At 71.6% G+C, this 26,815-nt stretch carries 21 protein-coding genes and 1 pseudogene; 12 read left to right on the top strand and 10 right to left on the bottom strand.

Annotated features, from left to right (window positions below):
• Positions 1-94 precede the first annotated feature (94 nt).
• Positions 95-2,239 carry a primosomal protein N' gene (locus P8A20_RS31350; RefSeq protein ID WP_147962379.1) on the top strand — a complete coding sequence of 715 codons (2,145 nt, stop codon included), beginning with the start codon at positions 95-97 and terminating at the stop codon, positions 2,237-2,239.
• Positions 2,240-2,322: 83 nt separating this feature from the next.
• Here P8A20_RS31350 and P8A20_RS31355 read toward each other — a convergent pair whose 3' ends face one another.
• A complete protein-coding gene (locus P8A20_RS31355) occupies positions 2,323-2,835 on the bottom strand; it encodes a hypothetical protein (RefSeq protein WP_147962380.1) in 513 nt (170 codons plus the stop codon).
• A 268-nt stretch (positions 2,836-3,103) separates the two neighbouring features.
• Between P8A20_RS31355 and fmt the strand changes: the two genes are divergently transcribed.
• Both fmt and P8A20_RS31365 read left to right on the top strand, forming a co-directional pair.
• Complete coding sequence (fmt, locus tag P8A20_RS31360) at positions 3,104-4,036, top strand: methionyl-tRNA formyltransferase (protein ID WP_109882161.1); 933 nt, start codon at positions 3,104-3,106, stop codon at positions 4,034-4,036.
• 85 nt (positions 4,037-4,121) lie between these two features.
• Positions 4,122-5,555: an RsmB/NOP family class I SAM-dependent RNA methyltransferase gene (locus tag P8A20_RS31365; RefSeq protein WP_147962381.1), complete on the top strand. Its 1,434-nt coding sequence runs from the start codon at positions 4,122-4,124 to the stop codon at positions 5,553-5,555.
• Between the two features lie 29 nt (positions 5,556-5,584).
• On the opposite strand, the gene P8A20_RS31370 is transcribed toward P8A20_RS31365, so the two are convergent.
• From P8A20_RS31370 to P8A20_RS31385, 4 genes are all read right to left on the bottom strand, one after another.
• Positions 5,585-6,514, bottom strand: coding sequence for a TauD/TfdA dioxygenase family protein (locus P8A20_RS31370; RefSeq protein WP_306104688.1), 930 nt, complete (start codon positions 6,512-6,514; stop codon positions 5,585-5,587).
• A gap of 50 nt (positions 6,515-6,564) precedes the next feature.
• Complete coding sequence (locus tag P8A20_RS31375) at positions 6,565-7,419, bottom strand: ABC transporter ATP-binding protein (RefSeq protein WP_306104689.1); 855 nt, start codon at positions 7,417-7,419, stop codon at positions 6,565-6,567.
• On the bottom strand, positions 7,403-8,458 hold the full coding sequence (locus P8A20_RS31380; RefSeq protein ID WP_147962384.1) for a taurine ABC transporter substrate-binding protein: 1,056 nt from the start codon (positions 8,456-8,458) through the stop codon (positions 7,403-7,405). Before P8A20_RS31380 ends, P8A20_RS31375 begins: the two co-directional genes overlap by 17 nt.
• Before the next feature lie 65 nt (positions 8,459-8,523).
• On the bottom strand, positions 8,524-9,300 hold the full coding sequence (locus P8A20_RS31385; protein ID WP_306105220.1) for an ABC transporter permease: 777 nt from the start codon (positions 9,298-9,300) through the stop codon (positions 8,524-8,526).
• 713 nt (positions 9,301-10,013) lie between these two features.
• Between P8A20_RS31385 and rpe the strand changes: the two genes are divergently transcribed.
• Positions 10,014-10,697 (top strand): ribulose-phosphate 3-epimerase, encoded by a 684-nt coding sequence (gene rpe / locus P8A20_RS31390; RefSeq protein WP_014157399.1) that lies wholly within the window; start codon positions 10,014-10,016, stop codon positions 10,695-10,697.
• Positions 10,698-10,775: 78 nt separating this feature from the next.
• Positions 10,776-11,822: a sugar-binding transcriptional regulator gene (locus P8A20_RS31395; RefSeq protein WP_147962386.1), complete on the top strand. Its 1,047-nt coding sequence runs from the start codon at positions 10,776-10,778 to the stop codon at positions 11,820-11,822.
• Positions 11,823-11,907: 85 nt separating this feature from the next.
• Here the strand turns inward: P8A20_RS31395 and P8A20_RS31400 are convergent, their stop codons facing one another.
• Positions 11,908-12,960, bottom strand: coding sequence for a terpene synthase family protein (locus P8A20_RS31400; RefSeq protein ID WP_306104690.1), 1,053 nt, complete (start codon positions 12,958-12,960; stop codon positions 11,908-11,910).
• 292 nt (positions 12,961-13,252) lie between these two features.
• Between P8A20_RS31400 and P8A20_RS31405 the strand changes: the two genes are divergently transcribed.
• The 5 genes from P8A20_RS31405 (at position 13,253) to P8A20_RS31425 (ending at position 19,719) form a co-directional block, all read left to right on the top strand.
• Entirely contained in the window at positions 13,253-14,719 is a 1,467-nt protein-coding gene (locus P8A20_RS31405) for a GuaB1 family IMP dehydrogenase-related protein (RefSeq protein ID WP_147962387.1), read from the top strand.
• A gap of 206 nt (positions 14,720-14,925) precedes the next feature.
• Positions 14,926-16,386: an aldehyde dehydrogenase family protein gene (locus P8A20_RS31410; RefSeq protein ID WP_147962388.1), complete on the top strand. Its 1,461-nt coding sequence runs from the start codon at positions 14,926-14,928 to the stop codon at positions 16,384-16,386.
• A 110-nt stretch (positions 16,387-16,496) separates the two neighbouring features.
• Entirely contained in the window at positions 16,497-16,955 is a 459-nt protein-coding gene (locus P8A20_RS31415) for an Lrp/AsnC family transcriptional regulator (RefSeq protein ID WP_147962389.1), read from the top strand.
• Between the two features lie 229 nt (positions 16,956-17,184).
• A complete protein-coding gene (locus tag P8A20_RS31420) occupies positions 17,185-17,982 on the top strand; it encodes a carbon-nitrogen hydrolase family protein (RefSeq protein ID WP_306104691.1) in 798 nt (265 codons plus the stop codon).
• 45 nt (positions 17,983-18,027) lie between these two features.
• Positions 18,028-19,719 carry a flavin monoamine oxidase family protein gene (locus P8A20_RS31425; protein ID WP_147962391.1) on the top strand — a complete coding sequence of 564 codons (1,692 nt, stop codon included), beginning with the start codon at positions 18,028-18,030 and terminating at the stop codon, positions 19,717-19,719.
• 43 nt (positions 19,720-19,762) lie between these two features.
• On the opposite strand, the gene P8A20_RS31430 is transcribed toward P8A20_RS31425, so the two are convergent.
• The 3 genes from P8A20_RS31430 to P8A20_RS31440 all read right to left on the bottom strand — a co-directional run bounded on the left by P8A20_RS31430 (position 19,763) and on the right by P8A20_RS31440 (position 23,507).
• The gene (locus P8A20_RS31430; protein ID WP_187282331.1) at positions 19,763-20,527 is read right to left on the bottom strand and encodes a DUF5995 family protein; all 765 of its coding nucleotides are present in this window, start codon (positions 20,525-20,527) and stop codon (positions 19,763-19,765) included.
• A gap of 200 nt (positions 20,528-20,727) precedes the next feature.
• The gene (locus P8A20_RS31435) at positions 20,728-22,122 is read right to left on the bottom strand and encodes a uracil-xanthine permease family protein (RefSeq protein WP_306104692.1); all 1,395 of its coding nucleotides are present in this window, start codon (positions 22,120-22,122) and stop codon (positions 20,728-20,730) included.
• A 155-nt stretch (positions 22,123-22,277) separates the two neighbouring features.
• Positions 22,278-23,507, bottom strand: a complete 1,230-nt coding sequence (locus P8A20_RS31440; protein ID WP_147962393.1) for an MFS transporter — start codon at positions 23,505-23,507, stop codon at positions 22,278-22,280.
• A 143-nt stretch (positions 23,508-23,650) separates the two neighbouring features.
• On the opposite strand from P8A20_RS31440, the gene P8A20_RS31445 reads away from it, so the two are divergent.
• Positions 23,651-24,850, top strand: coding sequence for an ROK family transcriptional regulator (locus P8A20_RS31445; protein ID WP_306104693.1), 1,200 nt, complete (start codon positions 23,651-23,653; stop codon positions 24,848-24,850).
• 272 nt (positions 24,851-25,122) lie between these two features.
• On the opposite strand, the gene P8A20_RS31450 is transcribed toward P8A20_RS31445, so the two are convergent.
• Positions 25,123-25,752: a hypothetical protein gene (locus P8A20_RS31450; RefSeq protein WP_306104694.1), complete on the bottom strand. Its 630-nt coding sequence runs from the start codon at positions 25,750-25,752 to the stop codon at positions 25,123-25,125.
• A 368-nt stretch (positions 25,753-26,120) separates the two neighbouring features.
• Between P8A20_RS31450 and P8A20_RS31455 the strand changes: the two are divergent.
• Positions 26,121-26,691: pseudogene (locus P8A20_RS31455) on the top strand (Scr1 family TA system antitoxin-like transcriptional regulator); the annotation flags it as partial.
• Positions 26,692-26,815 lie beyond the last annotated feature (124 nt).

The following is a 26,815-nucleotide window of genomic DNA, read 5'->3' on the forward strand; positions in this document are numbered from 1 at the left end:
GGGCCCGGACACCGTACGAGGTGTCCGGGCCCCGGCGTGTGCGCCCGTCCCGCACACCCGGGACGTGTCAGTGGTGTCTGGTAGGAATGTGGCTGTGAGCAGCGACGACGAGCAGTCCGAAGAGCCCGGTGCCGGGGCGCCGGAGCAGCTTGCGCTCATCCGGGAGACGGTGCGCCGGGCCAAGGTGCCGCGGGCCAAGCCGCGCACGTGGCGCGGCGCCCCGCTCGCCGGGGAACTGCCCGTCGCCCGCGTCCTGGTGAACAAGGGCGCACTCCACCTCGACCAGTACTTCGACTACGCCGTTCCCGAGGAGCTCGACGCACAGGCCCGGCCGGGCGTCCGCGTCCGGGTGCGGTTCGGGGCCGGAGGACGTCAGGTCCGAGGCGGGAGGCGCGAGGGCGGCGGTCTGATCGACGGCTTCCTGATCGAACGCCGCGCCACCTCGGACTACCAGGGAGCCCTGGCGGCCCTCGCCTACGTCGTCTCACCCGAGCCGGTGCTCGGCCCGGAGCTGCTGGAGCTCTCACGGGCCGTCGCCGACCGCTACGCCGGCAGCCTCGCCGACGTGCTCCAGCTCGCCGTGCCCCCGAGGAACGCGCGCGCCGAGAGCAAGCCGTCGCCCGCACCCCTGCCGCCGCCCCCCGCCCCCTCGCCCGGCTCCTGGGAGCGGTACGCCCAGGGCCCCGGCTTCCTGCGCGCGCTGGCCGAGGGCGGTGCGCCGCGGGCCGTGTGGACCGCGCTCCCCGGACCGCACTGGCCCGAGGAGATCGCCCGTGCCATGGCCGCGACCCTGGCCTCGGGCCGGGGCGCGCTCGTCGTCGTGCCGGACGGGCGGACCGCCGGGCGGGTCGACGCCGCCCTCACCGAGGTACTGGGGCAGGGGCGGCACGCGCTGCTGACCGCCGAATCCGGCCCCGAGAAACGCTACCGGCAGTGGCTGGCGGTCCGGCGCGGCTCCGTGCGCGCGGTGGTGGGGACCAGGGCCGCGATGTTCGCCCCGGTCGCCGATCTCGGCCTCGTGGCCCTCTGGGACGACGGGGACTCCAGCCACAGCGACGACAACGCGCCCTTCCCGCACGTCAGGGAGGTGCTGGAGCTGCGGGCGGCGCACGGCCGCTGCGGCTTCCTGCTGGGCGGCACGAACTGCACGGTGGAGGCCGCCCAGCTGGTCGAGAACGGCTGGGCCCTGCCCCTGCGCCCGGACCGGGAGCAACTGCGGATCGCGGCGCCTCTCGTGCGTACCGTCGACGACGGGGAGCTCGCGCGGGACGGCGCCGCGCGCTCGGCACGACTGCCCAGCCTGGCCTGGCAGACCGTCAGGGACGGCCTGCGCAGCGGTCCCGTACTCGTACAGGTGCCCCGCCGGGGTTACGCTCCCAGGCTGTCCTGCGAGCGGTGCCGTGAACCCGCCCGGTGCCGGCACTGCGCGGGGCCGCTGCAGGCCCCTGACCAGCAGGACCTCAACTGCGCCTGGTGCGGGCGGGCCGAGACCGCGTGGAACTGCCCGGCCTGCGGCGGCGTACGCCTGCGGGCCAGGATCGTCGGAGCCGGACGGACCGCGGAGGAGCTGGGGCGGGCGTTTCCCGCCGTCCCGGTGCGGACCTCCGGCCGGGACCATGTGCTGGACTCGGTGCCGGGCCTGCCGGCTCTCGTCGTCAGCACTCCCGGGGCCGAGCCTGTCGCCGAGGGCGGTTACGCGGCGGCGCTGCTGCTGGACGGCTGGGCGATGGTCGGCCGGCCCGACCTGCGGGCGGGCGAGGAGGCGCTGCGGCGCTGGACGGCCGCCGCCGCGCTGGTGCGGGGCCGACCGGAGGGAGGCACGGTGGTGATCGTGGCCGAGCCGACGCTGGCGCCGGTGCAGGCCCTGGTCCGCTGGGACCCGGTCGGTCACGCCCGCCGTGAACTCGCGGATCGCGCGGAGCTCGGTTTCCCGCCGGTGTCCAGAATGGCTTCGGTGACCGGGCCGCCCGAGGCGGTCGCGGCCTATCTCGCCGGTGCGGAGCTGCCGCCCGAGGCGCAGGTGCTCGGTCCTGTGCCGGTACAGGGAGGCGCTCCCGGCAGGCCCCGCCGACAGGGGGACGCCCCGCCCGGCGAGACTTGGGAGCGGGCGCTGGTCAGGGTTCCGCCCGGGCGTGGAGCGGCGCTGGCCTCCGCGCTGAAGGCGGCTCAGGCCGCACGGACGGCCAGAGGCACCGGGGACCCCGTGCGGATCAGGATCGACCCGCCGGACATCGGCTGACGCTGCCGGCTGCGGGTCGGGACGTCGGAAGGCCACGGAGAACGGGCCCGCCGGCGGGCCCGGCAGGGTCCTGGCCGTAGTCCTCAGCCGTTGCGCGGGCCGGGGAAGGCGCCGGAACGGTCCGAAGGCTGCGGCGGCATCGAGCGGGCGGCCGGTACGGCCGGCACCGCGGAGGAGGAACCCGGCACCGCGGGGACCGTGCGGGTCGTGGCCTCGGACGTCGCTTCGGCCGCCCCCGGCTGAGGGGTGGCGCGGCGGGCGCCGTAACGGCGGTGCACCGCCTGCTTGGTGACACCGAGGGCGGACCCCACCGCGTCCCACGAGAAGCCCAGCGAGCGGTCGAAGTCCACCGCGGCGGTGACCAGCGTCTCGACGCTGTCGCGCAGTTCCTGGGCGAGCCGGACCGTCGGGGCGGGTGCCCTGCCGTAGACGACGAAGCCCGCGGACGGGCCCGTGCGGCGAGGGCGGTAGACGTTGCCCAGCTGCGCGGTGAGGGTACGCAGCGCGTCCACCTGCCGCCGGACCCGCTCGATGTCCCGCACCAACAAATGCAGGCTGGCACGAGCTTGGGCGTCGTGGGTTGCGTGGTCGGCCATGAACAAGCCTTTCGAACCGGCGTTGAAAGGGATCGGACCGCCCGGGGGCGGTCCACTTCGGTCAATCTCACTTGACCAACGCGTCACCCGGCCATGTGGTCACGCAACTGGGGCGTATGTCTGTGCGCGCGGGGGCGCGTGGGCCTGCGTACGCCCCCTGCCCGCCGGGCCCGGACAGCCGGGGCGGGCCGGGCGGGGGCGCGGGGCCACCCCTAGACTGGTGTGCTGCTCGCCACGTACGTTCCGCCCGAGAGGCAGTCCGCCACCCATGAAGCTCGTCTTCGCAGGCACCCCCGAGGTAGCCGTTCCCGCCCTGGACGCCCTGATCGCCTCCGGCCGCCACGAGGTGGCCGCCGTGGTGACGCGTCCCGACGCACCGGCCGGACGGGGGCGCCGGCTGGTCGCCAGTCCGGTGGCCGAACGGGCCGAGGAGGCGGGCATCGAGGTCCTCAAGCCGGCCAAGCCGCGCGACGAGGAGTTCCTGGCACGGCTTCGGGAGATCGCGCCGGACTGCTGCCCCGTGGTCGCCTACGGTGCGCTGCTGCCCAAGGTGGCGCTCGACGTGCCCGCGCGCGGCTGGGTCAACCTGCACTTCTCGCTGCTGCCCGCCTGGCGTGGGGCCGCGCCGGTGCAGCACTCCGTGATGGCCGGCGACGAGGTCACCGGCGCGTCGACCTTCCTGATCGAGGAGGGCCTGGACTCCGGACCGGTGTACGGCGTCCTGACCGAGGAGGTACGGCCCACCGACACCAGCGGTGATCTGCTCACCCGCCTCGCCTTCGCCGGAGCCGGGCTGCTCGCGGCGACCATGGACGGCATCGAGGACGGCACCCTGCACGCCGTCCCGCAGCCCGCCGAGGGCGTCACCCTCGCACCCAAGATCACCGTCGAGGACGCCCAGGTGCAGTGGTCCGCGCCCGCCCTCCGCGTCGACCGCGTGGTGCGCGGCTGCACCCCCGCCCCCGGCGCGTGGACCCTGTTCCGCGGGGAACGCCTCAAGCTGGTCCAGGCCGCTCCCGTCCTGGACCGCACCGATCTGGCCCCGGGCGAGCTCTCCGCGGGCAAGAACAACGTGTACGTGGGCACCGGCTCGCACGCCGTGGAACTCCTCTGGGTCCAGCCCCAGGGCAAGAAGCCGATGCGGGCCGCCGACTGGGCCCGCGGGGTGCGCATCGCCCACGGGGAGCTGCTGGGGCTCTGAGCCGCGGCGGCCCGGGACGGGGCAGGGGGCGGGCGACGTACGCTGGACGGGTTCGCCCCCTCACCATCAGCGGAGCACCTTTCACGTGAACGACCAGCAGCGCCGTCGTCCCGCCAAGCCTCACCGCCGTCCCAAGAAGGACCCCGTCAGGTTCCTCGCCTTCGAGGTGCTCAGGGCCGTGGACGAGCGCGACGCCTACGCCAACCTCGTCCTGCCCCCCCTGCTCAAGAAGGCACGGGCCAAGGGCGACTTCGAGGGGAGGGACGCGGCGCTGGCGACGGAACTGGTCTACGGGACCCTGCGCCGCCAGGGCACCTACGACGCGATCGTCGCCGCCTGCATCGACCGGCCGCTGCGCGAGGTCGACCCGCCGGTGCTCGACGTGCTCAACATGGGCGTCCACCAGCTCCTCGGCACCCGCATCCCGACCCACGCGGCCGTGTCCGCCAGCGTGGAGCTGGCGCGGGTGGTGCTCGGTGAGGGCCGTGCCAAGTTCGTGAACGCGGTGCTGCGCAAGGTCTCCGCGCACGATCTGGACGAATGGGTGCAGCGCGTCGCGCCCTCGTACGACGAGGACGCCGAGGAACACCTCTCCGTCGTCCACTCGCACCCCCGCTGGGTCGTCTCGGCGCTCTGGGACGCCCTGGGCGGCGGACGCGCCGGGATCGAGGACCTGCTCGAGGCGGACAACGAGCGCCCCGAGGTGACGCTGGTCGCCCGCCCCGGCCGCTCGACCACCGACGAACTGCTGGAGGCCCTCGGCGAGGAGAGCGGCCTTCCCGGCCGCTGGTCGCCGTACGCCGTGCGGATGGCCGAGGGCGGCGAGCCCGGAGCACTGGCCGCCGTACGGGACGGCAGCGCCGGCGTCCAGGACGAGGGCAGCCAGCTCGTCGCCGCCGCCCTGGCCGCCGCGCCCGTCGAGGGCACCGACACCCGGTGGCTCGACGGCTGCGCGGGACCGGGAGGCAAGGCCGCGCTGCTGGCCGCGCTCGCCGCCGGACGCGGGGCGACCCTGCTGGCGGCGGAGAAGCAGCCGCACCGCGCACGGCTCGTCGAGCGCGCCCTGGCGGGCAACCCGGGGCCCTACCAGGTGATCATCGCCGACGGCACCCGGCCCCCGTGGCAGCCCGGCTCCTTCGACCGGGTCCTCATGGACGTACCGTGCTCCGGCCTCGGCGCCCTGCGGCGGCGCCCCGAAGCCCGCTGGCGCCGCCGCGCGGAGGACCTGGAGAGCTTCGCCCCCCTGCAGCGCGGCCTGCTGCGCGAGGCGCTGAAGGCCGTACGGATCGGCGGCGTCGTCGGTTACGCGACCTGCTCCCCGCACCTCGCGGAGACCAGGGTCGTCGTCGAGGACGTGCTCAAGGGGCGCGGCGGGGCGGCCGTCGAGGCCGAGTGGATCGACGCCCGCCCCCTGCTCCCCGGAGTGCCCGCCCTGGGGGACGGGCCGGACGTGCAGCTGTGGCCCCATCTGCACGGCACCGACGCGATGTACCTGGCCCTGCTGCGCCGTACGGGCTGAGGGTCCGCAGCACCGCGGGAGCCGTCCGTTCAGCGCGGACGGTCTCCCGCGACGGCCACCCGCTCCGCCACCCTGCGGTGCGGGGCGTAGTCGTTCACCGCGTAGTGCTGCGTCGCCCGGTTGTCCCAGAACGCGACGTCCCCCGCGCGCCAGGTGAAGCGGACCTGGTACTCGGGCACATGCGCCTGCTGGAACAGCAGCCGCAGCATCCGGTCGCTCTCGTCACGGTCCCAGCCCACGATCCGGGTGGTGAACGAGGTGTTGACGAAGAGCATCCGGCGTCCGGTGACGGGGTGCGTCCGGACCACCGGGTGCTCGACCGGCGGGAAGCGGTCCTGGAAGGGGACCAGCCGCTCATGAGGAGTGAAACGCGCGAAGCCCGGGACGAAGTCGTGCACCGCGCGCGCCCCCTCCAGACGCTCCTTCATCTCCGGCGCGAGGTTGTCGTACGCCGCGGCCATGTCCGCCCACATCGTGTCCCCGCCGTACGGAGGCACCTCGCGCAGGTGGAGGACCGCGCCGAGTGCCGGCCGTTCCCGGAACGTCACATCGGTGTGCCAGACGTTCTCGAAGCTCGGCGCGGAGGAGCGGTCGAAGCGCGCCACCTCGGGATCGTCCCCGGCCGCCAGCAGGGGGTTGGTCTCCAGCTCGCCCCAGTTGCCGGCGAAGGCACGCTGCTGGGCCGAACTGGGGTGCTGCCCGCGGAAGAAGAGCACCTTCCACTCCAGCAGCGCCCGGTCGAGTTCCTCGCGCACGGCGGGCGCGAGCGGGCGGGTCAGGTCGACACCGCCGATCTCGGCGCCGATGACCGGGCCGAGGGGAACGAGGCCGAACAGGGTGTAGGGCCGGTCGGGCCGGCCCGGCGCCAGCCTGCGCAGCTCGCGGGCGCCCTCGTACAGCCCGTCCGGGGGCAGCCGGGTGGCGCGCAGCGCGGAACCGGGTGACGTGATGAGGGACATGGGGACTCCTGTCTGCGTGTGGATGTGCGGGCGGGGCGGCCCGTCCGGGCTCAGCGGGCCGCGTCGCGGACGGCCGCGCCGATCTCGGCGCGCAGGGCGGCGTACTCGGGCAGCCCCCTCAGCCCGTCCGGGTCGTCCTTCCCCGTCCGGGGCAGGGGGATGCGGATGTCCAGGGCAACGGTGCCTGGACCGGCGCTCAGGACGACCGCGCGGGTACCGAGGAAGACGGCCTCGTCCACGCTGTGCGTGACGAAGACCGACGTGATCCCCGTACGCGCGCTGACCGTGCGCAGGTCCTCCTGGAGCCGCTCACGGGTGAGCGCGTCCAGAGCCGCGAACGGCTCGTCCAGCAGCAGCAGGTCCTTGCCGCCGGCCAGGGCCCGGGCGATGGCCACCCGCTGCTGCTGGCCCCCGGAGATCTGCCAGGTCCTGCGGCCCGCGGTGCCGGCCAGCCCGACCCGCTCCAGCAGTTCCTCGACGCGCGCGGGGCGTTCGGCCCGGGGGACTCCCGCGTAACGGAGCGCCAGCGCGATGTTCTCCCCGACCGTCCGCCAGGGGAACAGCCGCGGCTGCTGGAAGACCACGCCCGCCTGGCGTCCCGGCTCAGGCGTTCCGCCGTGCACGGTGACGTCGCCCGAGGTGGCGTGCTCGAAGCCGGCGATCAGCCTCAGCAGCGTGCTCTTCCCGCTGCCCGAGGGGCCCACGAGCACCAGGAACTCACCGGCCGGGACGTCGAGCGACAGCGGCCCGAGGGCCGTCACGGCGTCCGCGCCGCGTCCGTAGCGGTGCGTGACCTCACGCACGGACGCGGCCGGCGTCACTTCACGCGCGGCCGCGGCGGTTGCCGTTGCGGCCCCCCGCGCCTCGTGGGGGGCGTCCGCCTGTCGGTCATCCGGAGACGGCATCGCTCAGCCCTTCCACGTACACGGCCTTCTCCAGCTCCGAGAGCTCCGGTGCGGCCGGGATCTGCTTCTGTCCCGCCAGGAACTCCGCCGCGCTGTGCAGGTTCTCCGCCAGGTTGCCGACCTTCCCGGGGCGGCCCAGCCACTTGTCGTCGGCCTGTTCGGCCGGCTTGAGGAAGATGCCCTGCTTCAGCTGGGCGGCGGCGTCCTCGGGGCTGATTCCGAGCTGCTTGCCGACGGCCTCGGCGGCGGCCGGCGGATCGTCGTGGATCAGGTCCAGGGCCTGCGCCTGGGCCTTGCGCCAGGCCGCGATCACCTCGGGCTGCTTGTCGATGAAGGCGGTGGACGCCACTCCGAGGTCGAGGGTGGGCTTGTCGGCCGCGGCCAGTTCCCGGCTGGAGAGCAGGGTCTTGCCGGTCTTCCCGAGCTCGTCGAGCGTGGGCAGCCAGACGTAGGCCGCGTCGATGTCCCCGCGTGACCAGGCCGCGACGATGTCCTGCGGTTCGAGGTCGAGCAGATCGACCTTCGACGCGTCCACGCCCGCCTTGTCGAGCGCGGCGAGCAGACTGTAGTGCGAGGTCGAGCTGAAGGGGGTGGCAACCTTGCGGCCCGCCAGGTCCCCGAGGTCCTTCACGCCGGCGCCGTCCCGCGCCACCAGCGCCTCGTTGTCACCGGCGACATCCAGCACCCAGGTCACCCGGTACGGGATGTTCAGCGGCTCGGACAGACCGCGCGCCACCGGGCTGGAGCCGATCGCGGCGAGATCGACCGAGCCCGCGACGAAGGCGGTGTTGATGCTGGCGCCGGAGTCGAACTTGATCCACTTGATCGTGTGGTCCGGCAGGGCCTTCTCCAGCAGGCCCTTCTCCTTCACGATCAGGTCGCCGCTGGGGAAGGCCTGATAACCGATCCGGATCGTCCTGCCGTCGCCCTGGTCGTCACCGCCTCCGCCGCCTCCCGTCCCGCAGGCGGTGACGACGACGAGTGCTCCCAGAGCCGCGACGAGCATGGAGGCGCGGCGCAGACCGCGTGTTCCGGGCATGGTGTGGTCCTTCGTTCGGTGATCGAGGGGCATGGCGGGTGGGGCGGCGGTGCGGTGCCCGGTGGTCACGACAGCCGGCGCCACGGAGCGAGCCGGTTCTCGGCGCCCCGCAGCAGGGCGTCGATCAGCAGGCCGGAGACGCCGATCGCGAAGAGTCCGAGTACGACCACGTCGGACTGGTTGTAGCGCTGGGCGTCACGGATCATGCCGCCGATGCCGGGCAGTCCGTTGACGGTCTCGGCGGCGACCACCGAGGAGTAGGCGATGCCGAACGCCAGCCGGACGCCGACCAGGATCTCCGGCAGCGCGGACGGCAGGACGACGGACGCCACCACCTGCGAGCGTCGGGCCCCTATGGCCCGTGCCGCCTCCACCAGCGAGGCGGGCGCGGAGGCGACGGCGGACGCGGTGGCCACGGCCACGGGTGGCATGGCGGCGATCGCCAGCAGCCACAGCTTGGGCGCCTCGTCGATGCCGAACCAGATGATCAGCAGGCTGAAGTAGGCGAGCGGCGGCAGGGTCCGGAGGAATGCCACCGCCGGTTCGAACACCACGCGTACCCACGGCAGTGTGCCCATCAGGATCCCGGCCACCAGACCGGCCAGGACACCGGCGCCCGCGCCGATGGCTATCCGGCGCAGACTGATGCCGAGGTGCTCGATCAAGGTGTGGCCCTGGTAGCCGCGCACCCCGTCATGGGTGCCCGACGTCGTGACGAGTGCGTCCCAGACGGCCGAGGGCGGCGGCACGAGCAGCGGTGACCACAGCCGGAGCGCGGTCACGAGCTGCCACAGGGCGAGCAGCACGACCAGCGCGACCAGCCGCAGCCCGGCCCGGCGCAGCCGCGCGGTCCTCTCCGGCGATCGGCGGCGCGCCGGGCGCGCGGGGGCGGGTCCGGGGAGAGGGCCGGGCCTGACGGCTGCTTCTCCGTGGTGGTGGACGTGGTCATGGGCGGGCTCCGTCGAGAGGTGCCGCGGAGACCCGGCCGCCGGGCGGCGGACGGGCGTGCGGCAGGGGACGCGGGGCGCGCGGACGACGGCGCCCGCGGGCAACGGGGGAGGGACCCCGCAGAACGCGTGCGGCCGGACGCCGGGAAGGGACGGAAACGTCCGGTCCGGATCGGGTGCGGGTTCTGGAGGGGGCCGCCGGCTCACCCGAGGGGTGGCCGGAAGGCGGGCGGACGATGCCGCACAGTTCTGGAAGCGCTCAGCGCTGCCGGGCCAGGCTCAACAGGAGCAGCTGGTCACACGGCAGAGATCGATGCTGAGACGCTCCTTCAGGAACTGGTCGCTGATCACGGGAATTTTCTAACACAGGCTCAAGGCGGGCACCAGGGGCTGTCCGCGTCCTGGTACGGACCGGAGCGGTGCGCCGCCCGCCGGACCGCCGCCCGCCGGACCGCTGAGGGGAACAGCGGAGGAGGGCGCGGACGGCAACGGGCGGGGAGGGAATCCCGGGGCCTGACGGGCGGGATCGCGTGAACCGTAATGATCCCGTGAGGCTTTGGGGCGCACTGCGGCGAGGAAGTGGCGCCGGGCATGGCAGGCTTGGGGGCATGGCCCAGATCAACCCCAGCATCCTGTCCGCCGACTTCGCACGCCTCGCCGAGGAGGCGAAGGCCGTGGAAGGCGCCGACTGGCTCCATGTCGATGTCATGGACAACCATTTCGTGCCCAATCTGACGCTCGGCGTACCGATCGTGGAGGCGCTGAGCAAGGCCACGGACACCCCGCTGGACTGCCACCTCATGATCGAGGACGCGGACCGCTGGGCACCGCAGTACGTCGAGGCCGGTGCGGGCTCGGTCACCTTCCACGCGGAGGCCGCGGCGGCGCCCGTACGCCTGGCCCGGGAGATCAGGGCCAAGGGTGCCCGCGCCTCCATGGCGCTCAAGCCCGCCACGCCCATCGAGCCGTACGAGGACCTGCTCCCCGAGCTCGACATGTTGCTGATCATGACGGTGGAGCCGGGTTTCGGCGGCCAGGCGTTCCTCGACATCATGCTGCCGAAGATCCGCCGCACCCGTGAGCTGATCTCCAAGCACGGCCTCGAACTGTGGCTCCAGGTCGACGGCGGGGTCTCCGCCACCACGATCGAGCGGTGTGCCGAGGCCGGCGCGGACGTGTTCGTCGCCGGCTCCGCGGTGTACGGGGCCGAGGACCCGGCAGAGGCGGTGCGGGCACTGCGCGCGCAGGCGGACACGGTCACCGCTTCCGCGCCCTGGGCGTGCGGCCACTGAACAAAGCTCAGATGAACGCGGCCCGACGGGCCTGATCAAGCAACGCCGGATCTGACAGGATGAACGGCGTACGAGCGTGTGAACAGCAGTGAGGAGATCGCGGTGTCTGGCATCTCGGCGGGTCGGTCAGCCATGCGGATGGGACCCGCGGAGCTGGTGCAGGCGGCGGCCATGGCCCGCCGGTTCTACCTGGAGGGCAAGTCGAAGATCCAGATCGCCGAGGAGTTCGGCGTCAGCCGCTTCAAGGTGGCCCGGGTCCTGGAGACGGCCCTCGAGCGTGATCTCGTACGGATCGAGATCCGGGTACCGGCGGAGCTGGACGCGGAGCGCTCCGACGCGCTCCGGGCGCGCTACGGCCTGCGGCACGCTGTCGTGGTCGAATCCCCGGCGGAGGAGCAGGACGACGCCGCCGACCCGGAGAACCTCGGTGAGGTGGCTGCCGAGCTGCTCGGCGAGCTGGTCGACGAGGGCGACGTGCTGGGCCTGGCCTGGGGCCGCTCCACGATCCACATGGCGGCGGCCCTCGACCGGCTGCCCCCGTGCACGGTCGTGCAGCTGACCGGCGTGTACGACGCGGGTACGGCCGAGCGCGGTTCGGTCGAGGCTGTCCGCCGCGCCGCGCAGGTGTCCGGCGGAGAGGCGCATCCCATCTACGCCCCGATGCTGCTGCCCGACCCGGCGACGGCGGCCGCACTGCGTCATCAGACGGGGATCGCCCGCGCTTTCGAGTACTTCGACAAGGTGACGGTCGCGGCGGTCTCCATCGGATCGTGGGAGCCCGGCATCTCCACCGTCCACGACATGCTCTCGGACGAGGAGCGTGCCCACTACGCCTCGCTCGGAGTGGCGGCGGAGATGTCCGCGCACCTCTTCGACACGAACGGTCGGCGGGTCGGCAGGGACCTCGGCGAGCGGTGCATCACCGTGGAGGCCGACCGGCTGCGCCGGATCCCCGAGGTGGTCGCCATCGCCGGAGGACAGCGCAAGGCGGCGGCGATCGGCGCGGTGCTGCGCTCCGGGCTGGTCACCAGCCTGGTCACGGACACCGCGGCGGCCGACTACCTGCTCACGGAGTCGCCCGCCGGACAGCGGCCGGCGCTGGAGCGGGCCGACCCCGACAACTGACCCGGGGCGTCGCGGCCGGCCTGGCACGGACCGATGACGACGGAGGCCGGGCACCGCACGGGTGCCCGGCCTCCGTCGTGTCCGGTCAGAGGCCGTTGCCCGCGCCCAGCCGCGCGTGGTCCTCGCTCACGCCGAGGACGGACTCCTCCAGATAGGCCCCGGGCTCCGCGTACTGGCTGACGTCCGCCGGGTTGTAGCGGGGGGTCTGCCGCGACCAGTCCAGGTTCCCGCGCATCCAGCTCCGCATCCCGTCGAGATAGGGCACGAGCAGGTCCGCCAGTTCCGGGTACAGGCCGAGCAGCTCGCTCTCGGCCGTGAGGAACCGCTCCGTCTCGGTGGCGATCTCGTCGCATACGTGTTCGAGCGCCTGCTGCTTGTCGTAGCCACGGTGGTGGCGGACCAGGTGGACGAGGTTGTGGATCTCGCCCAGCACCTGCTCCTTCTCGTAGGAATACACGTCGTTCGCCCAGCACACGACGTTGCAGGACGCCTCCAGTGCCGTGATGAACCGGGCGTCGTTGTGGACCGACTCGGGCGCCCCGATGCCGGCCACGATCTCTATGAGGTCCATGCAGACATGGATGGCCCCGGTGTGCCGGCGCTTGGCGATGTACACGGCCTCGGGCGGCACTACCCCGTCCGCCCGGTTCCCCGCCTCCCAGGTGGTGGCGGTCGTCAGGTAGGTCATGAGGTGCCAGGTGAAACGGGTGCGCCAGTGGGCGGCGGCCTGCGGAACTGTACGTTCCCACAGGTCCGCCAGGGCGACCAGTGCTGCGGGGGTCTCCTCGTCCGGGGTGGGGGCGGGGGCCCTGCCCTCGACCACGGCGCGCATCCGCTCCACCACGTCGCGTACGCGGTCGGGGCTGCGCCCAAGATGCCCGTCGTCCAGCTGGTCGTCGACCAGGAACAGCCAGACGAACCAGTCGGCGACCAGATCCAGGTGCTCACTGTTCGCCGTCGGATGGACCATGCCCACGAAGGCGCCGAAGTCGGCCTGCTCGAAGCGTCGTCTGGCCGATTCCCGGTGCACCAGGCCGGTGCGCCGTGTCCAGGCGTCGAGGTGCTCGCGGGTGTGACTCACGTGCGGATTGCTCCGCTGAGGGAACGGGCAGTAGATATCGGGTAGTTCGCTCTCCACAGGCGGTCCCCATCCTCTCCGGCCGAACGCATGACAGGTGTTCCGGGCTCGTGGGCGGCGTCGCGCCTACCGCGAGGACCTGCGGATTTGAAGCTACCTGACCCCTCGTCACCCGGTCCAGGGATCGTGATCACGAACGAGCGAATCGTGTTCGGGTAGGGTCCATGGGTAAGGCAGGTTCCACTTGCCCGGCCCCCGGGCAGCCTCCTTGGAGGAACTGACGAACGCGGGGGCTCATTGCTGTGTCTTCGTGGAAACGACCTGCACCGTTTCGTATGAAAAAATGGTTCTTATGCGTTTTCTTGAGCCCGGAACCGGTCGCTACACGACCTCTCCCTCGGTCCCCTACGACCTCACGTACGACGATGTCTTCATGGTCCCCGGCCGTTCCGCGGTCGGGTCCCGGCAGGCCGTGGATCTCTCCTCGCCGGACGGCAGCGGCACCACCATCCCGCTCGTCGTGGCGAACATGACCGCCATCGCGGGCCGCCGGATGGCCGAAACCATCGCCCGCCGCGGCGGCCTCGTCGTGATCCCCCAGGACATCCCGATCGAGGTCGTCACCGAGGTCATCGGCTGGGTCAAGAAGCGCCACCTCGTGCTCGACACGCCGATCGTGCTGGCCCCCGGCCAGACCGTCGCCGACGCGCTCTCCCTCCTGCACAAGCGGGCTCACGGGGCCGGCGTCGTCGTGGACGCCGAGAGCCGTCCTGTCGGGGTCGTCACCGACCACGACCTGACCGGCGTGGACCGCTTCACCCAGCTGTCCGAGGTCATGTCCAAGGACCTCGTGGTGCTCGACGCGGACATCGACCCGCGGGAGGCCTTCAACAAGCTCGACGGCGCCAACCGCAAGCTCGCCCCGGCGGTCGACGCGGACGGCCGCCTCGTCGGCATCCTCACCCGTAAGGCCGCACTGCGGGCGACGCTGTACACCCCCGCGACGGACGCGGACGGCAAGCTGCGGATCGCGGCGGCCGTCGGCATCAACGGTGATGTGGCGGGCAAGGCCAAGCAGCTCCTCGACGCAGGTGTCGACACCCTCGTCGTGGACACCGCGCACGGCCACCAGGAATCCATGATCAGCGCGGTCGCCGCCGTCCGGGCACTCGACCCGGCCGTGCCGATCGTCGCGGGCAACGTCGTGGCGGCCGAGGGCGTGCGGGACCTGATCGAGGCCGGCGCAGACATCATCAAGGTCGGTGTGGGTCCGGGCGCGATGTGCACCACGCGCATGATGACCGGGGTCGGCAGGCCCCAGTTCTCCGCCGTGCTGGAGTGCGCCGCCGAGGCGAGGAAGCACGGCAAGCACGTCTGGGCCGACGGAGGCGTCCGGCACCCGCGCGACGTGGCGATGGCGCTCGCCGCAGGTGCGTCCAACGTCATGATCGGTTCCTGGTTCGCCGGTACGTACGAGTCGCCCGGAGACCTCCAGCAGTCCGCCGACGGGCGCTACTACAAGGAGTCGTTCGGGATGGCCTCGGCGCGTGCGGTCCGCAACCGTACGTCGGAGGAGTCCGCCTACGACCGTGCGCGCAAGGGTCTGTTCGAGGAGGGCATCTCCACCTCGCGGATGTTCCTCGACCCCACCCGTCCCGGTGTGGAGGACCTGATCGACTCGATCATCGCCGGTGTCCGCTCCTCCTGCACCTACGCGGGGGCGTCCTCGCTCGAGGAGTTCGCGGAGAAGGCGGTCGTCGGTGTGCAGAGCGCCGCCGGCTACGCGGAGGGCAAGCCGCTCCACGCCAGCTGGAGCTGACGACGAGGGGGCCGTACGGGCTCGCACCACGGGTGCCCCTCCCCGGCGATCGCGCCGGGGAGGGGCACCTCTCGTCCGTGTGCCGAAGGATCGTGCGCGCCGGAACACCCGCACCTGTGAGGACCCCTTCAAACCCTTCAACTTGAATGAAGGGTAAGTAATATGAGTCGCAATCAGGCTGCCCCCCTCTGCGGTAAAGGGATTCCATGACTTCCTTCTTCACCGACCTGGCCCAGCAGTACATCGACGGCGAGTGGAGGCCGGGGAAGGGGTCCTGGGACATCATCGACTTCAACCCGTACAGCGGGGAGAAGCTCGCCTCGATCACCGTCGCGACGGCCGACGAGGTCGACCAGGCCTACCGGGCCGCCGAGCGGACCCAGCCGGAGTGGGCGGACACGAACCCGTACGCCCGGCGGGCGGTGCTGGAGAAGGCGCTCCGCGTCGTCGAGGAGCGTGAGGACGAGATCGGCGAGGCGATCGTCGCCGAGCTCGGCGGCACCCGGCTCAAGGCGGGCTTCGAGCTGCACCTGGCCAAGGAGTTCCTGCGCGAGGCCGCCCAGCTCACGCTGCGGTCCACCGGGCAGATCCTCCCGTCTCCGACCGAGGGCAAGGAGAACCGCGTCTACCGGCTGCCCGCCGGCGTCGTGGGGGTCATCAGCCCCTTCAACTTCCCCTTCCTGCTGTCGCTGAAGTCGGTCGCTCCCGCGCTGGCCCTCGGCAACGCCGTCGTCCTCAAGCCGCACCAGAACACCCCGGTCTGCGGAGGCACACTGATCGCCAAGGTGTTCGAGGAGGCGGGCCTGCCCCCCGGGCTGCTGAACGTCGTGGTCACCGACATCGCGGAGATCGGCGACAGCCTGCTGGAGCACCCAGTCCCGCAGGTCATCTCCTTCACCGGCTCCGACCGGATCGGCCGCCACGTCGCGCGGGTCTGCGCGGCCCACCTCAAGCGCGCGGTTCTCGAACTGGGCGGCAACAGCGCCCTGATCGTCCTGGACGACGCCGACGTGGACTACGCCGTCGACGCGGCCGTCTTCAGCCGCTACATCCACCAGGGCCAGGTCTGCATGGCGGCCAACCGCATCCTGGTGGACCGCTCGGTGGAGCAGGAGTTCACCGAGAAGTTCGTCGCCAAGGTCGCCTCGCTGCGCGTCGGTGACCCGGCCGACCCCGCGACCCACATCGGCCCGCTGATCAGCTCCTCGCAGGCCGACGCGGTCTCCAGGCTCGTCGACGAGACCGTGGCGGCCGGTGCCACCGCACTGCTGCACGGCCGGGCCGAGGGCAATGTGGTCAGCCCGTCCGTGCTGACCGGCCTCGCCGCCGATTCCCCCGTCCTCCAGCAGGAGATCTTCGGGCCGGTTGCCCTGCTCGTCCCCTTCGACGGTGAGGACGAGGCCGTCCGGATCGCCAACGACACCCCCTACGGACTGAGCGGCGCGGTCCACACCGGCAACATCGAGCGCGGCGTACGGGTCGGGCAGCGGATCCGCACCGGCATGATCCACATCAACGACGGCACGGTCCACGACGAGCCCATCGTCCCCTTCGGCGGGGAGAAGAACTCCGGCCTCGGACGGCTGAACGGCGAGTCGATGCTGGAGGCGTTCACCACACAGAAGTGGATCTCGGTCCAGCACGGCCGCTCGCAGTTCCCCTTCTGACCGGACCCCGCCTGCGGTGAGCGCGCCCGGCGGGGCGGCCCGTGGTCTACTTCGGGGGCGGCATGTGCCGCCCCCGAAGCCCTCCGCCGCAGAAAAGTGATCCGCCCGAAGTGCGCCTGAACGACCTCGACGAACGCATCGTCCACGCCCTCGCCGAAGACGCCCGCCGCTCCTACGCGGACATCGGTGCCCTCATCGGACTCTCCGCACCCGCGGTCAAGCGCCGGGTGGACCGGCTGCGCGCCGAGGGCGCCATCACGGGCTTCACCGTGCGGGTCGACCCCGCCGCGCTCGGCTGGGAGACCGAGGGTTTCATCGAGATCTACTGCAGCCGCAACACCGCCCCCGAGGCGATCAAGCGCGGGCTGTCGAGCTACCCGGAGGTCGCGTCCGCGTCCACGGTGACGGGCGACGCCGACGCGATCGTGCAGGTCTTCGCCGCGGACATGCGGCACTTCGAACAGGTGCTGGAACGCATCGCCGGTGAGCCCTACGTCGAGCGGACCAAGTCCGTCCTCGTGCTCTCCCCGCTGCTGCGGCGGTTCTCCTCCTCCGGCCCGCCGGCCTGACGCGCGAGCCGGGACCGTCGTCGCCCCGGCCCGCCGGCGCCGAGCGCGGCGAGACCGAAATCACTCGCCTGACCTGCGAAAACGCCCCACGCAACGAATCGCCGCAAGGGTGCCGTTGCGCGCAACGGATCGACGGTGGACGCGCAACATTCGCGCCTTGTCGGCCGTGACCCCCGCGCCGTACCTTCGATACGTCTCCCCACCCCGCCCGTCCCGCCCGAGGTCAGCCATGCCGCCGTTGCGTACCGCCCTGCTCCAGAGCTCCGGACGAACCGGCTCCGTGGACGCCAACCTCGCCACGCTGGACGAAGCCGCGGGGCGCGCCGCGGCCGCGGGTGCCCGGCTGCTGGTCTGCCCGGAACTGTTCCTCACCGGATACGCCATCGGCGACGCCGTCCCCGAACTGGCCGAGCCCGCGGACGGGCCCTCCGCCCGGGCGGTCGCCGACCTCTGCGTGCGCCACGGCCTCGCCGTCCACTACGGCTACCCGGAGCGGTCGGGCGACACCATCCACAACGCGGCGCAGCTCATCGGCCCCGACGGTGCGCCGCTCGCCAACTACCGCAAGACCCATCTCTTCGGCAGCTTCGAGGAGAAGTGGTTCACCCCCGGCGAGGACCCGGTGGTGCAGGCCGAACTGGACGGCGTACGGATCGGGCTGCTGATCTGCTACGACGTCGAGTTCCCGGAGAACGTGCGCGCGCACGCCCTGGCCGGGACCGAGCTCCTGCTGGTACCGACCGCGCTGATGCACCCCTTCCCGTTCGTCGCCGAGGCCGTGGTGCCGGTCCGCGCCTTCGAGAGCCAGCTCTACATCGCGTACGTCAACAGGACGGGCCAGGAGGGGGAGTTCGACTTCACCGGACTGAGCTGCCTGGCCGGCCCCGACGGCACCGTACGGGCCCGCGCCGGACGCGGCGAGGAACTCGTCGTCGGCGACGCCGACCCCGGACTGCTCGCCGCGTCCCGTGCGGCCAACCCGTACCTCCGGGACCGTGTTACCGGTCTGTACGGCTCCCTCGTCTGATCCCGCACCCCGCCGCACGTCCTTCCCGCCAGGAGCCCGCACCCCATGACGTCCACCGTGCCCAACGCCGTCCAGCACACCGACGCGCAGCCGCCGATCACCATGTTCGGGCCGGACTTCCCGTACGCCTACGACGACTTCCTCGCCCACCCGGCGGGCATCGGGCAGATACCGGCCACCGAACACGGCGCCGAGGTCGCCGTCATCGGCGGCGGGCTCTCCGGCATCGTCGCCGCCTACGAGCTGATGAAGATGGGGCTGAAGCCCGTCGTCTACGAGGCGGACCGGATCGGCGGACGACTGCGAACCGTCGGCTTCGAGGGCTGCGACCCGACGCTGACCGCCGAGATGGGCGCGATGCGTTTCCCGCCCTCCTCCACGGCGCTCCAGCACTACATCGACCTGGTGGGTCTGGAGACCAAGCCCTTCCCCAACCCACTCTCCCCGGCCACCCCGTCCACGGTCGTGGACCTCAAGGGCGAGTCCCACTACGCGCGGACCATCGACGACCTGCCCCCGGTGTACCGCGAGGTGATGGACGCCTGGAACTCCTGCCTGGAGGAGGGCGCCGACTTCTCCGACATGAACCGCGCGATGCGCGAGCGCGACGTGCCGCGCATCCGGGAGATCTGGGCGAAGCTCGTCGAGAAGCTCGACGACCAGACCTTCTACGGATTCCTCTGCGCCTCCGACTCCTTCTCCTCCTTCCGGCACCGCGAGATCTTCGGGCAGGTCGGCTTCGGGACCGGCGGCTGGGACACCGACTTCCCCAACTCGATCCTGGAGATCCTCCGCGTCGTCTACACCGAGGCCGACGACCACCACCGGGGGATCGTCGGCGGCAGCCAGCAACTGCCGCTGCGCCTCTGGGAGCGTGAGCCGCAGAAGCTCGTGCACTGGCCGCTCGGCACATCGCTGTCCTCCCTGCACGACGGGCAGCCGCGCACCGCGGTGACCCGGCTGGACCGCACCGCCGGGAACCGGATCACCGTCACCGACGCCACCGGCGACATCCGCACCTACCGGGCCGCGGTCTTCACCGGGCAGTCCTGGCTGCTGCTCTCCAAGATCGCCTGCGACGACGCGCTCTTCCCGATCGACCACTGGACGGCGATGGAGCGCACCCACTACATGGAGTCGTCCAAGCTGTTCGTGCCGGTCGACCGGCCGTTCTGGCTCGACGAGGACGCCACCACGGGCCGGGACACGATGTCCATGACGCTCACGGACCGGATGACCCGGGGCACGTACCTCCTGGACGACGGGCCCGGCAAGCCGGCCGTCATCTGCCTCTCCTACACGTGGTGCGACGACAGCCTGAAGTGGCTGCCGCTCTCCCCGAAGGAGCGTATGGACGTCATGCTCAAGTCACTCGGCGAGATCTATCCGGGCGTCGACATCCGCAAGCACGTCATCGGCAACCCGGTCACCGTCTCCTGGGAGAACGAGCCCTATTTCATGGGCGCGTTCAAGGCCAACCTGCCCGGCCACTACCGCTACCAGCGGCGGCTGTTCACCCACTTCATGCAGGACAGGCTGCCCGCCGACAAGCGCGGCCTCTTCCTCGCGGGCGACGACATCTCGTGGACGGCGGGCTGGGCCGAGGGAGCGGTGCAGACCGCGCTGAACGCCGTGTGGGGGGTGATGGCGCAGTTCGGAGGCGCCACCGACCCCACGAACCCCGGCCCCGGAGACGTCTTCGACGAGATCGCGCCGGTCGAGCTCCCGGAGGGCTGAGAGGGAGACAGCCGGGGGAGGTGTGCGGTGCTGCCGCATCGTTTCAGCGGCACGGAGTGAGCAGGAAGCGCCCCACCAGCCCGGCCCCGGCGTCCATCCGCGACCTGAACTCCTCGGCCAGCGGCGGCACCCCACGCAGCCGCCACAGCATCCGGGCCGCGGACCAGGACGCCTCACGGGCACGCTCCAGACTCCAGGCCCCCGCCAGGTGGGTCAGCGGATCGGCGACCTGCAGCAGGTCGGGACCCGGCATCAGGTCCTCGCGGATCTGCTCCTCCAGCATCACGAGGAGATCGCCCACCCGCTCGAAGTCCCCCTCCAGATCCCCCGGAGCGCAGCCGAGGGTCCGGCAGGTGTCCACCACGGCCAGGGCGAGATCGTGTCCGATGTGCGCGTTGATACCCGCGAGTGCGAACTGCAGCGGACGTACGCCCGGATGGCGCCGGTACTGGAACAGGGGGCGCCAGCACTCCGGGGGAAGGCCGCCCGAGACGGCCGTGTCGACCGCCGTCAGATAGCGCTCGGCGAACCGCACGTCCAGCGCGGACACGGCTTCCCGGTCCCGGAACGAGCCGTCCGCGAGGTGCAGGCCGAGCGTCTCCGTGACCGTCAGGTAGACCTCGTTGAAGACCGCGACTCCGTCCCCGGGCGGCCAGTCCGAGCGGAACCCGCGCATCCGCTCGATCACCGTGCCGACATCGGTCACCGTGCCGACATCGGTCACCGTGCCGACATCGGTCACCGTGCCGACATCGGTCACCGTGCCGGCGGCGCCGGCCGGACGTGCGAACTGCTCGATCCGCTCCATGCGGGCAGCGTCCCAGCCATGGGCTCGCCACGGCGCCGACCGGCCGGAGACTTCATCGGAACGGGCGAACACCGGGCGCCCGGGGAGGCGACGAAGGGTTCCGGGTGTACGCGCGCAGAACAGGACCCGCGTGGGACAGGACCGAGGCCGGGCGCCGGAGACCAGTCGGCCATGGGCCGAGCGGCCCGGGCTCGGCGTGCTCAGGAGGTCCCGGCCGGCGGCTTCTCGTCGTACTGGGACGTGCCCGAGTCAAGCAGCGGTTCCTGGGTCTTCAGATGCGCGGGGGCGAAGGCCCGCAGCGCGTGGTAGCCGGTGATCACCACGAGCGTGCCGAGCGCGATGCCGCTCAGCTCGAAGTTGTCGCTGATCTTCAGGCTGACCCCGCCGACACCGATGATGATGCCCGCGGCGGCCGGCACGAGGTTGAGGGGATTGCGCAGGTCGACCTTGGCGTTCAGCCAGATCTGGGCGCCCAGCAGGCCGATCATGCCGTACAGGATGACGGTGATGCCTCCGAGGACCCCGCCGGGGATCGCGGCGACGACCGCACCGAACTTGGGGCAGAGGCCGAAGAGCAGCGCGAAGAAGGCGGCGGCCCAGTACGCGGCGGTGGAGTAGACGCGGGTCGCGGCCATCACCCCGATGTTCTCGGAGTAGGTGGTGTTCGGCGGGCCGCCGACGGCGGTGGACAGCATCGAGGCGGCGCCGTCCGCGGCGATGGCGGTGCCCAGCTTGTCGTCGAGCGAGTCGCCGGTCATCTCGCCGACGGCCTTCACATGCCCGGCGTTCTCGGCGATCAGCGCGATGACGACCGGCAGAGCGACCAGGATCGCCGACCATTCGAAGCTCGGCGCGTGGAAGGACGGGAGCCCGATCCAGTCCGCGTCCGCCACGGCGGACAGATCCAGCCGCCAGTGGTCGACCGCCTCGGCGCCGCCGGCCGGGGAGTGGATCTTCCCGAGGACCAGGTCGAGCACCCAGGACAGGACGTAGCCGAAGACGAGCCCGAGGAAGATGGCGATACGGGAGAAGAAGCCGCGCAGGCAGACCACGGCCAGGCCGGTGAACAGCATCACCAGCAGGGCCGTCCACTGGTCCTGCGGCCAGTAGGTCGACGCGGTGACGGGCGCCAGGTTGAAGCCGATTAGCATCACGACGGCGCCGGTCACCACGGGAGGCATCGCCGCGTGGATGATCCGCGCGCCGAACCGCTGCACCACGAGCCCCACCAGGAACAGCACGGCACCGACCACCAGGACCGCGCCGGTCACGGTGGCACTGCTGCCCCCACTGGCCCGGATCGTCGCGGCCACACCCACGAAGGAGAGCGAGCAGCCCAGATAGCTCGGCACCCTGCCCTTCGTCGCCAGGAGGAAGATGGCGGTGGCGACACCGGACATCATGATCGCGAGGTTCGGGTCGAGGCCCATCAGGACGGGCGCCACGAAGGACGCGCCGAACATGGCCACCACGTGCTGGGCGCCGAGCCCGAACGTCCGGGGCCAGGACAGCCGCTCGTCGGGGCGTACGACAGCCCCTGGTGCGGGGGTCTTCCCGTCGCCGTGCAAGGTCCAGCGCACGCCGAGGCCGCCCATGGTCGCTCCCTGATTGGTGTGTGCGGTGCGCCCTGGGGGTCCACCCGCGGAAAAGATCAGAGCCATGGTAGTGCCGTCGGCCGGTGCACTCGCGCGCGGGCCCGCCGGGAGCGGAACCGGGCACGGTCCCGCTCCCGGCCGGCCGCCGTCAGCTGTCAGCCGTCCGTCGTGCTCCTGGTCGGCGACGGCAGCGCCATGCCACCCTCCGCGACCTTGCGGTCGCCCGCCCGCAGCACTCCCGCGCCCAGGACCAGCCCGAACGCCAGCACCGTCACCAGGCCGAACGACACGAGCAGCGAGGTCGCCTCGGCCAGTGAACCGATCGCGGACGGTGCGATGAGCCCGGAGGTGTACGTGATGGTGGCGACGCCCGCGATGGCCCTGCTCGGGTTCGTGCCGCTGCGTCCGGCCGCGGCGAACGCCAGCGGCACGACCACCGCCACTCCGAGGCCCAGCAGGCCGAAGCCGCAGAGCGCCAGGGCCGGACCGGACGACAGGACCACGAGCAGTCCGCCGATCGTGGCCAGGACGCCTCCGACGCGTACGGTGCGCACCGCTCCGAACCGGTCGACGACCTTGTCGCCGGCGATCCGGGCGATGGCCATCATGAGGGCGAACGCCGTGGTCGACGCCGCGGCGAGCCCGGCCGAACTGCCCATGACGTCGCGGAGGTAGACCGCCGACCAGTCCATGCTGGCCCCCTCGGCGAAAACCGCGCAGAAGCCCACCGCTCCGATGACCAGCGCGGACTTCGGCGGAAGGGTGAAGCGCGGCGGCGGCTCCTCGTCGGGCTCGCTGCGCAGGTCCAGGACGCCCTGGCAGGCCACCAGGCCGAGCGCCGTCAGCACCAGGGCTGCCAGGGCGTGGTGCAGCCGCGCGTCGGACCCGATGTGCGCGGCGACCGTGCCGGCCACCGAACCGACCAGGGCGCCCACGCTCCACATGCCGTGCAGCCCGGACATGATCGACCGGTCGAGCCGGTTCTCCACCTCGACGCCGAGGGCGTTCATCGCCACGTCCGACATGCCGGCGGTCGCCCCGTAGACGAACAGTGCCAGGCAGAGCGTGAGCAGATTCGGGGCGAGGGCGGGCAGGACCAGTGCCAGTGTCCAGAGCGCCAGCAGACCCCGCAGGGCCGTCCGGGCACCGAAGCGGTGGCTGACGCTGCCGGCCAGCGGCATGGCCAGGGAGGCCCCGATGGCGGGGAAGGCGAGCGCGAGACCGAGCTGGCCCGCGCTCACCGAGGCGTGGTCCTGGATCCACGGCACCCGGGTCGCGAAACTGCCGGTCACCGCACCGTGCACGGCGAAGACGGCGGCGACCGCGTATCTGGCCCGCCTGATCTGCTCCGTGCCGAAGACCGGGACAGTCGAGTCCTTCGTCATACGCCGTGCCCTCCCCTGATGAATTGCGGCAGACCGGTGCCCCGGCGCCTGTCGTGCGGTGCGGGCCGTAAACTATCAGGAACCCTGCCTGATAAATAACCCCCTATGGCGGCGGACCGTCAGAGGTCTGGAAGGATTCCGGCATGCCCGCATCCCCGAGCACCGCCCGGGCCATCAACGACCGGCTCGCCCTGCGACTCCTCCAGCAGGACGGCCCGCTGACGGCCACTCAGCTGAAGACCCTGACGGGCCTGTCCCGCCCCACGGTCGCCGATCTGGTGGACCGGCTTCAGGACGCCGGCCTGGTCCGGGTGGTCGGGGAGAGCGGATCGGACCGCCGGGGCCCCAACGCCCGGCTGTACGGGATCGTCGCCGACCGTGCGCACCTGGCCGCCCTCGACGTGCGTACGGACAGCGTCGCCGTCGCCGTCGCGGACCTGCTCGGCGTCACCCTCGCCGAGGCGACCCTGCCGATCGGCAGCGACACCGGCACGCGGTTCGCCGTCGAGCGGGCCGTGGGGATGCTGGAGCGCACCGCCCGCACCGCGGGCACGGCCCCGCTGCACAGCGTCGGCATCGGCGCCCCCGGCCTGATCGACCCGGTCACCGGCGAGCTCAGGAACACCGCGGGGCTCCCCGCCTGGCACGGGGGGCTGGTCAGGGAACTCCAGCAGCGCCTGGACGCCACCGTCCTCGTGGAGAACGAGACCAACCTCGCCGCCGTCGCCGAACACCGCATCGGAGCCGCCCAGGACCGCGACACCTTCGTCCTGCTCTGGCTCGGCCACGGCATCGGCGCCGCCGTCATGCTCGACGGGAAGCTGCGACGCGGCGCCTCGGGCGGCGCCGGGGAGATCGGGTTCCTGCCGGTGCCCGGAACCTCGGGCGTCCCCTCGTCGGTCAACTGCGAGGGGGGATTCCACTCCCTGGTGGGCTCGGCCGCCGTCTGCGAGCTGGCGGCCCACCACGGCATCAAGCCATGGGGCCCCTCTGTGGAGGGGGCACAGGAACAGGACCCCGCGGCCGCGTTCGCTGTCCGGGCCGCGCTGCGTGCCGACGATGCGGACGCCGACGCCTTCCTCGGGGCGCTCGCCGACCGTCTCGCGCTCGGAGCCGCCGCCGTGGTGTCCGTGGTCGACCCCGGCTGCCTGGTCCTGGCAGGCGAGGTCGGCCGCGCCGGCGGCGACGCGCTCGCCGCGCGGGTGGAGGAGCGACTGGCGCGGATGTCTCCGCTGCGCACGGAGGTCAGGGCCGGGATGCTGGGGGGCGGGGCGGTCCTGCGCGGCGCGCTGTTCGCGGCCCGGGATGCGGCCCAGGACGCCCTCTTCGCCCCTGGAGGGTGAAGGCGACCCGCGGTGCGGGCGAGGGCGGCCTGTCCGGTCAGGTGGCGGGGGTGCAGGATGAGCCGACATCCTGCAGGACAAGTCCCCACGGGCGTCGATCTCCAGTCCAGTGAAGCTGTGGGGAGCGAGGGAGGGGACGGGGTTCTCCGGTCACCGGGCAGGAGTGGTCGGTCCTGTGCAGCTTGATCCTTGTGCCTGGCAGCGGAACGGGCGCTCTGCTCGTCCGGCGGACATTGGCCTCCGTGTCCGGTGAGAGGAACTCGCTACCTTCGTCACGACACGAGGCGCTCAATGGCATGCGCGAGTGATCTGTAACCAGTTCTGACGGCTTCCGAAGAGCCGGAACTTGGCATCAGGACAGCTGGGAGATGGGCGACGCGCCACATGCGAAATGCTGTGCGATCTGCACCGGATTCACGGATTCCAGCCACAGTGCAGGCTCTCTGAATTGCTTCAGCAATCAGTTCGGAGGCCAGTGTCGCAGGCTGTTTACTGGCAACGGCTGCGCCGACCAATGCATGTATGAGCCGAACCAATTGCAGGTCGCCGCCCGCGCCCAGCATTCGACGCACAGCGTCAGGCGTCTCAATGTCCGGAGAATATTTCTCAATTCCTCCGGACCACAGGAGCAGGGATGGTGCAGTAACTTCGTGATCGGCGTGCCAACCCAACTCATCGACGAGAGTCATCGTTGATTCGTGGAAACTTCCGACCGTCCGCGTGATGTGTAGAATGCGGTTCAAGTCGTTTTGGTTTCGATTGGCGAAGTTTCCGACCGAGACGCGATTAAGTGGCAAATTATCGACAGAGTTGGCTGCAGCGCCGATTTCGACGATTCCTCCCAAAGGGCCGAAGATTTCACGAGCCAGTGATGTTTCTGATTTTTCTATATCGTCATTCATTTGCTCTCTCCTGGAGGAGATCCATGAAGCGCTGGACAATCGCATCTCGCTGCGGCGGGGAGGTTGGAAACCGGAGAGGCGTGTATGCCTTACTCTTCCGGATGAAAAAGATCGCTCGGATCTCGAAGCTCGCATCCCGGCCCCCGATTCCCGAAGCTCAAGCGTAGGGCCACTCCTCCGATGGAACGCGGCCGGAATGGTGTGCGTGCGGCTGGGTGGGTGGTTACGGTGCCCGGCTGGGACGAGCCGGGGGCGTTGCCTTCCGGGGCCGCTGTTGTCGGTACGGCGGCGCCTTGAAGAGCCGTCCCTCGCTGATTGGTTGTACGCGATAGGCCGGGGCGCGTACGTACGTGGGACGGGCGGTGGCGATGACGCAGGACGGGCTGAGTGCGGACGCGGGCGCGGGGGAGGGTGAGCAGCTCTCGCCGGAGACGCAGCCGGAGGGGAAGCCGGAAAACGGGGTTGCGGTCGCGTTCGGGAAGCAGTTGAAGTTGCTGCGGTTGCGGGCGGGGCTGGACCGGGCGGAGTTTGGTAAACGAGTGGGCTATGCGGCGCAGTCGGTGGCCTCGTTCGAGCAGGGGCGCCGGATTCCGCAGCCGTAGTTCATTGACAAGGCAGACCAGGTGCTGGACGCCAGTGGATTGCTGGTGGCGTTGAAGGAGGAGGTGGCGCGATCGCAGTACCCGCCGTTCTTCCGGGATATGGCGCGTTTGGAGGCCGAGGCGGTAACCCTTCATGTGTACGCAACCATGGCTGTGCCGGGCTTGTTGCAAACCGAGGATTACGCACGCGCGGTGTTTGTCATGAGGCGGCCACTTCTCGACGAGGAGACGATCGAGCAACGCGTACCGGCACGCCTGGCGCGGCAGGCCATCTCCTCCCGGAGAACTGATGCCGACCCTGAGCTTCGTGATCGAGGAGTCTGTGTTGCGGCGCCCTCCTGCATACGGGGACTACTCGCCCGTTCTCTCCTAGCGGCGGATCCTTCGCCATGCGGCCCGGCGCGCGCCGCGGTCCAGTTGGGACCGGAAGCTTTTGTCAGGGCCGAGGTGCCGGCCCGCCC

Source organism: Streptomyces sp. Alt3 (assembly GCF_030719215.1).
Classification (GTDB): domain Bacteria; phylum Actinomycetota; class Actinomycetes; order Streptomycetales; family Streptomycetaceae; genus Streptomyces; species Streptomyces glycanivorans.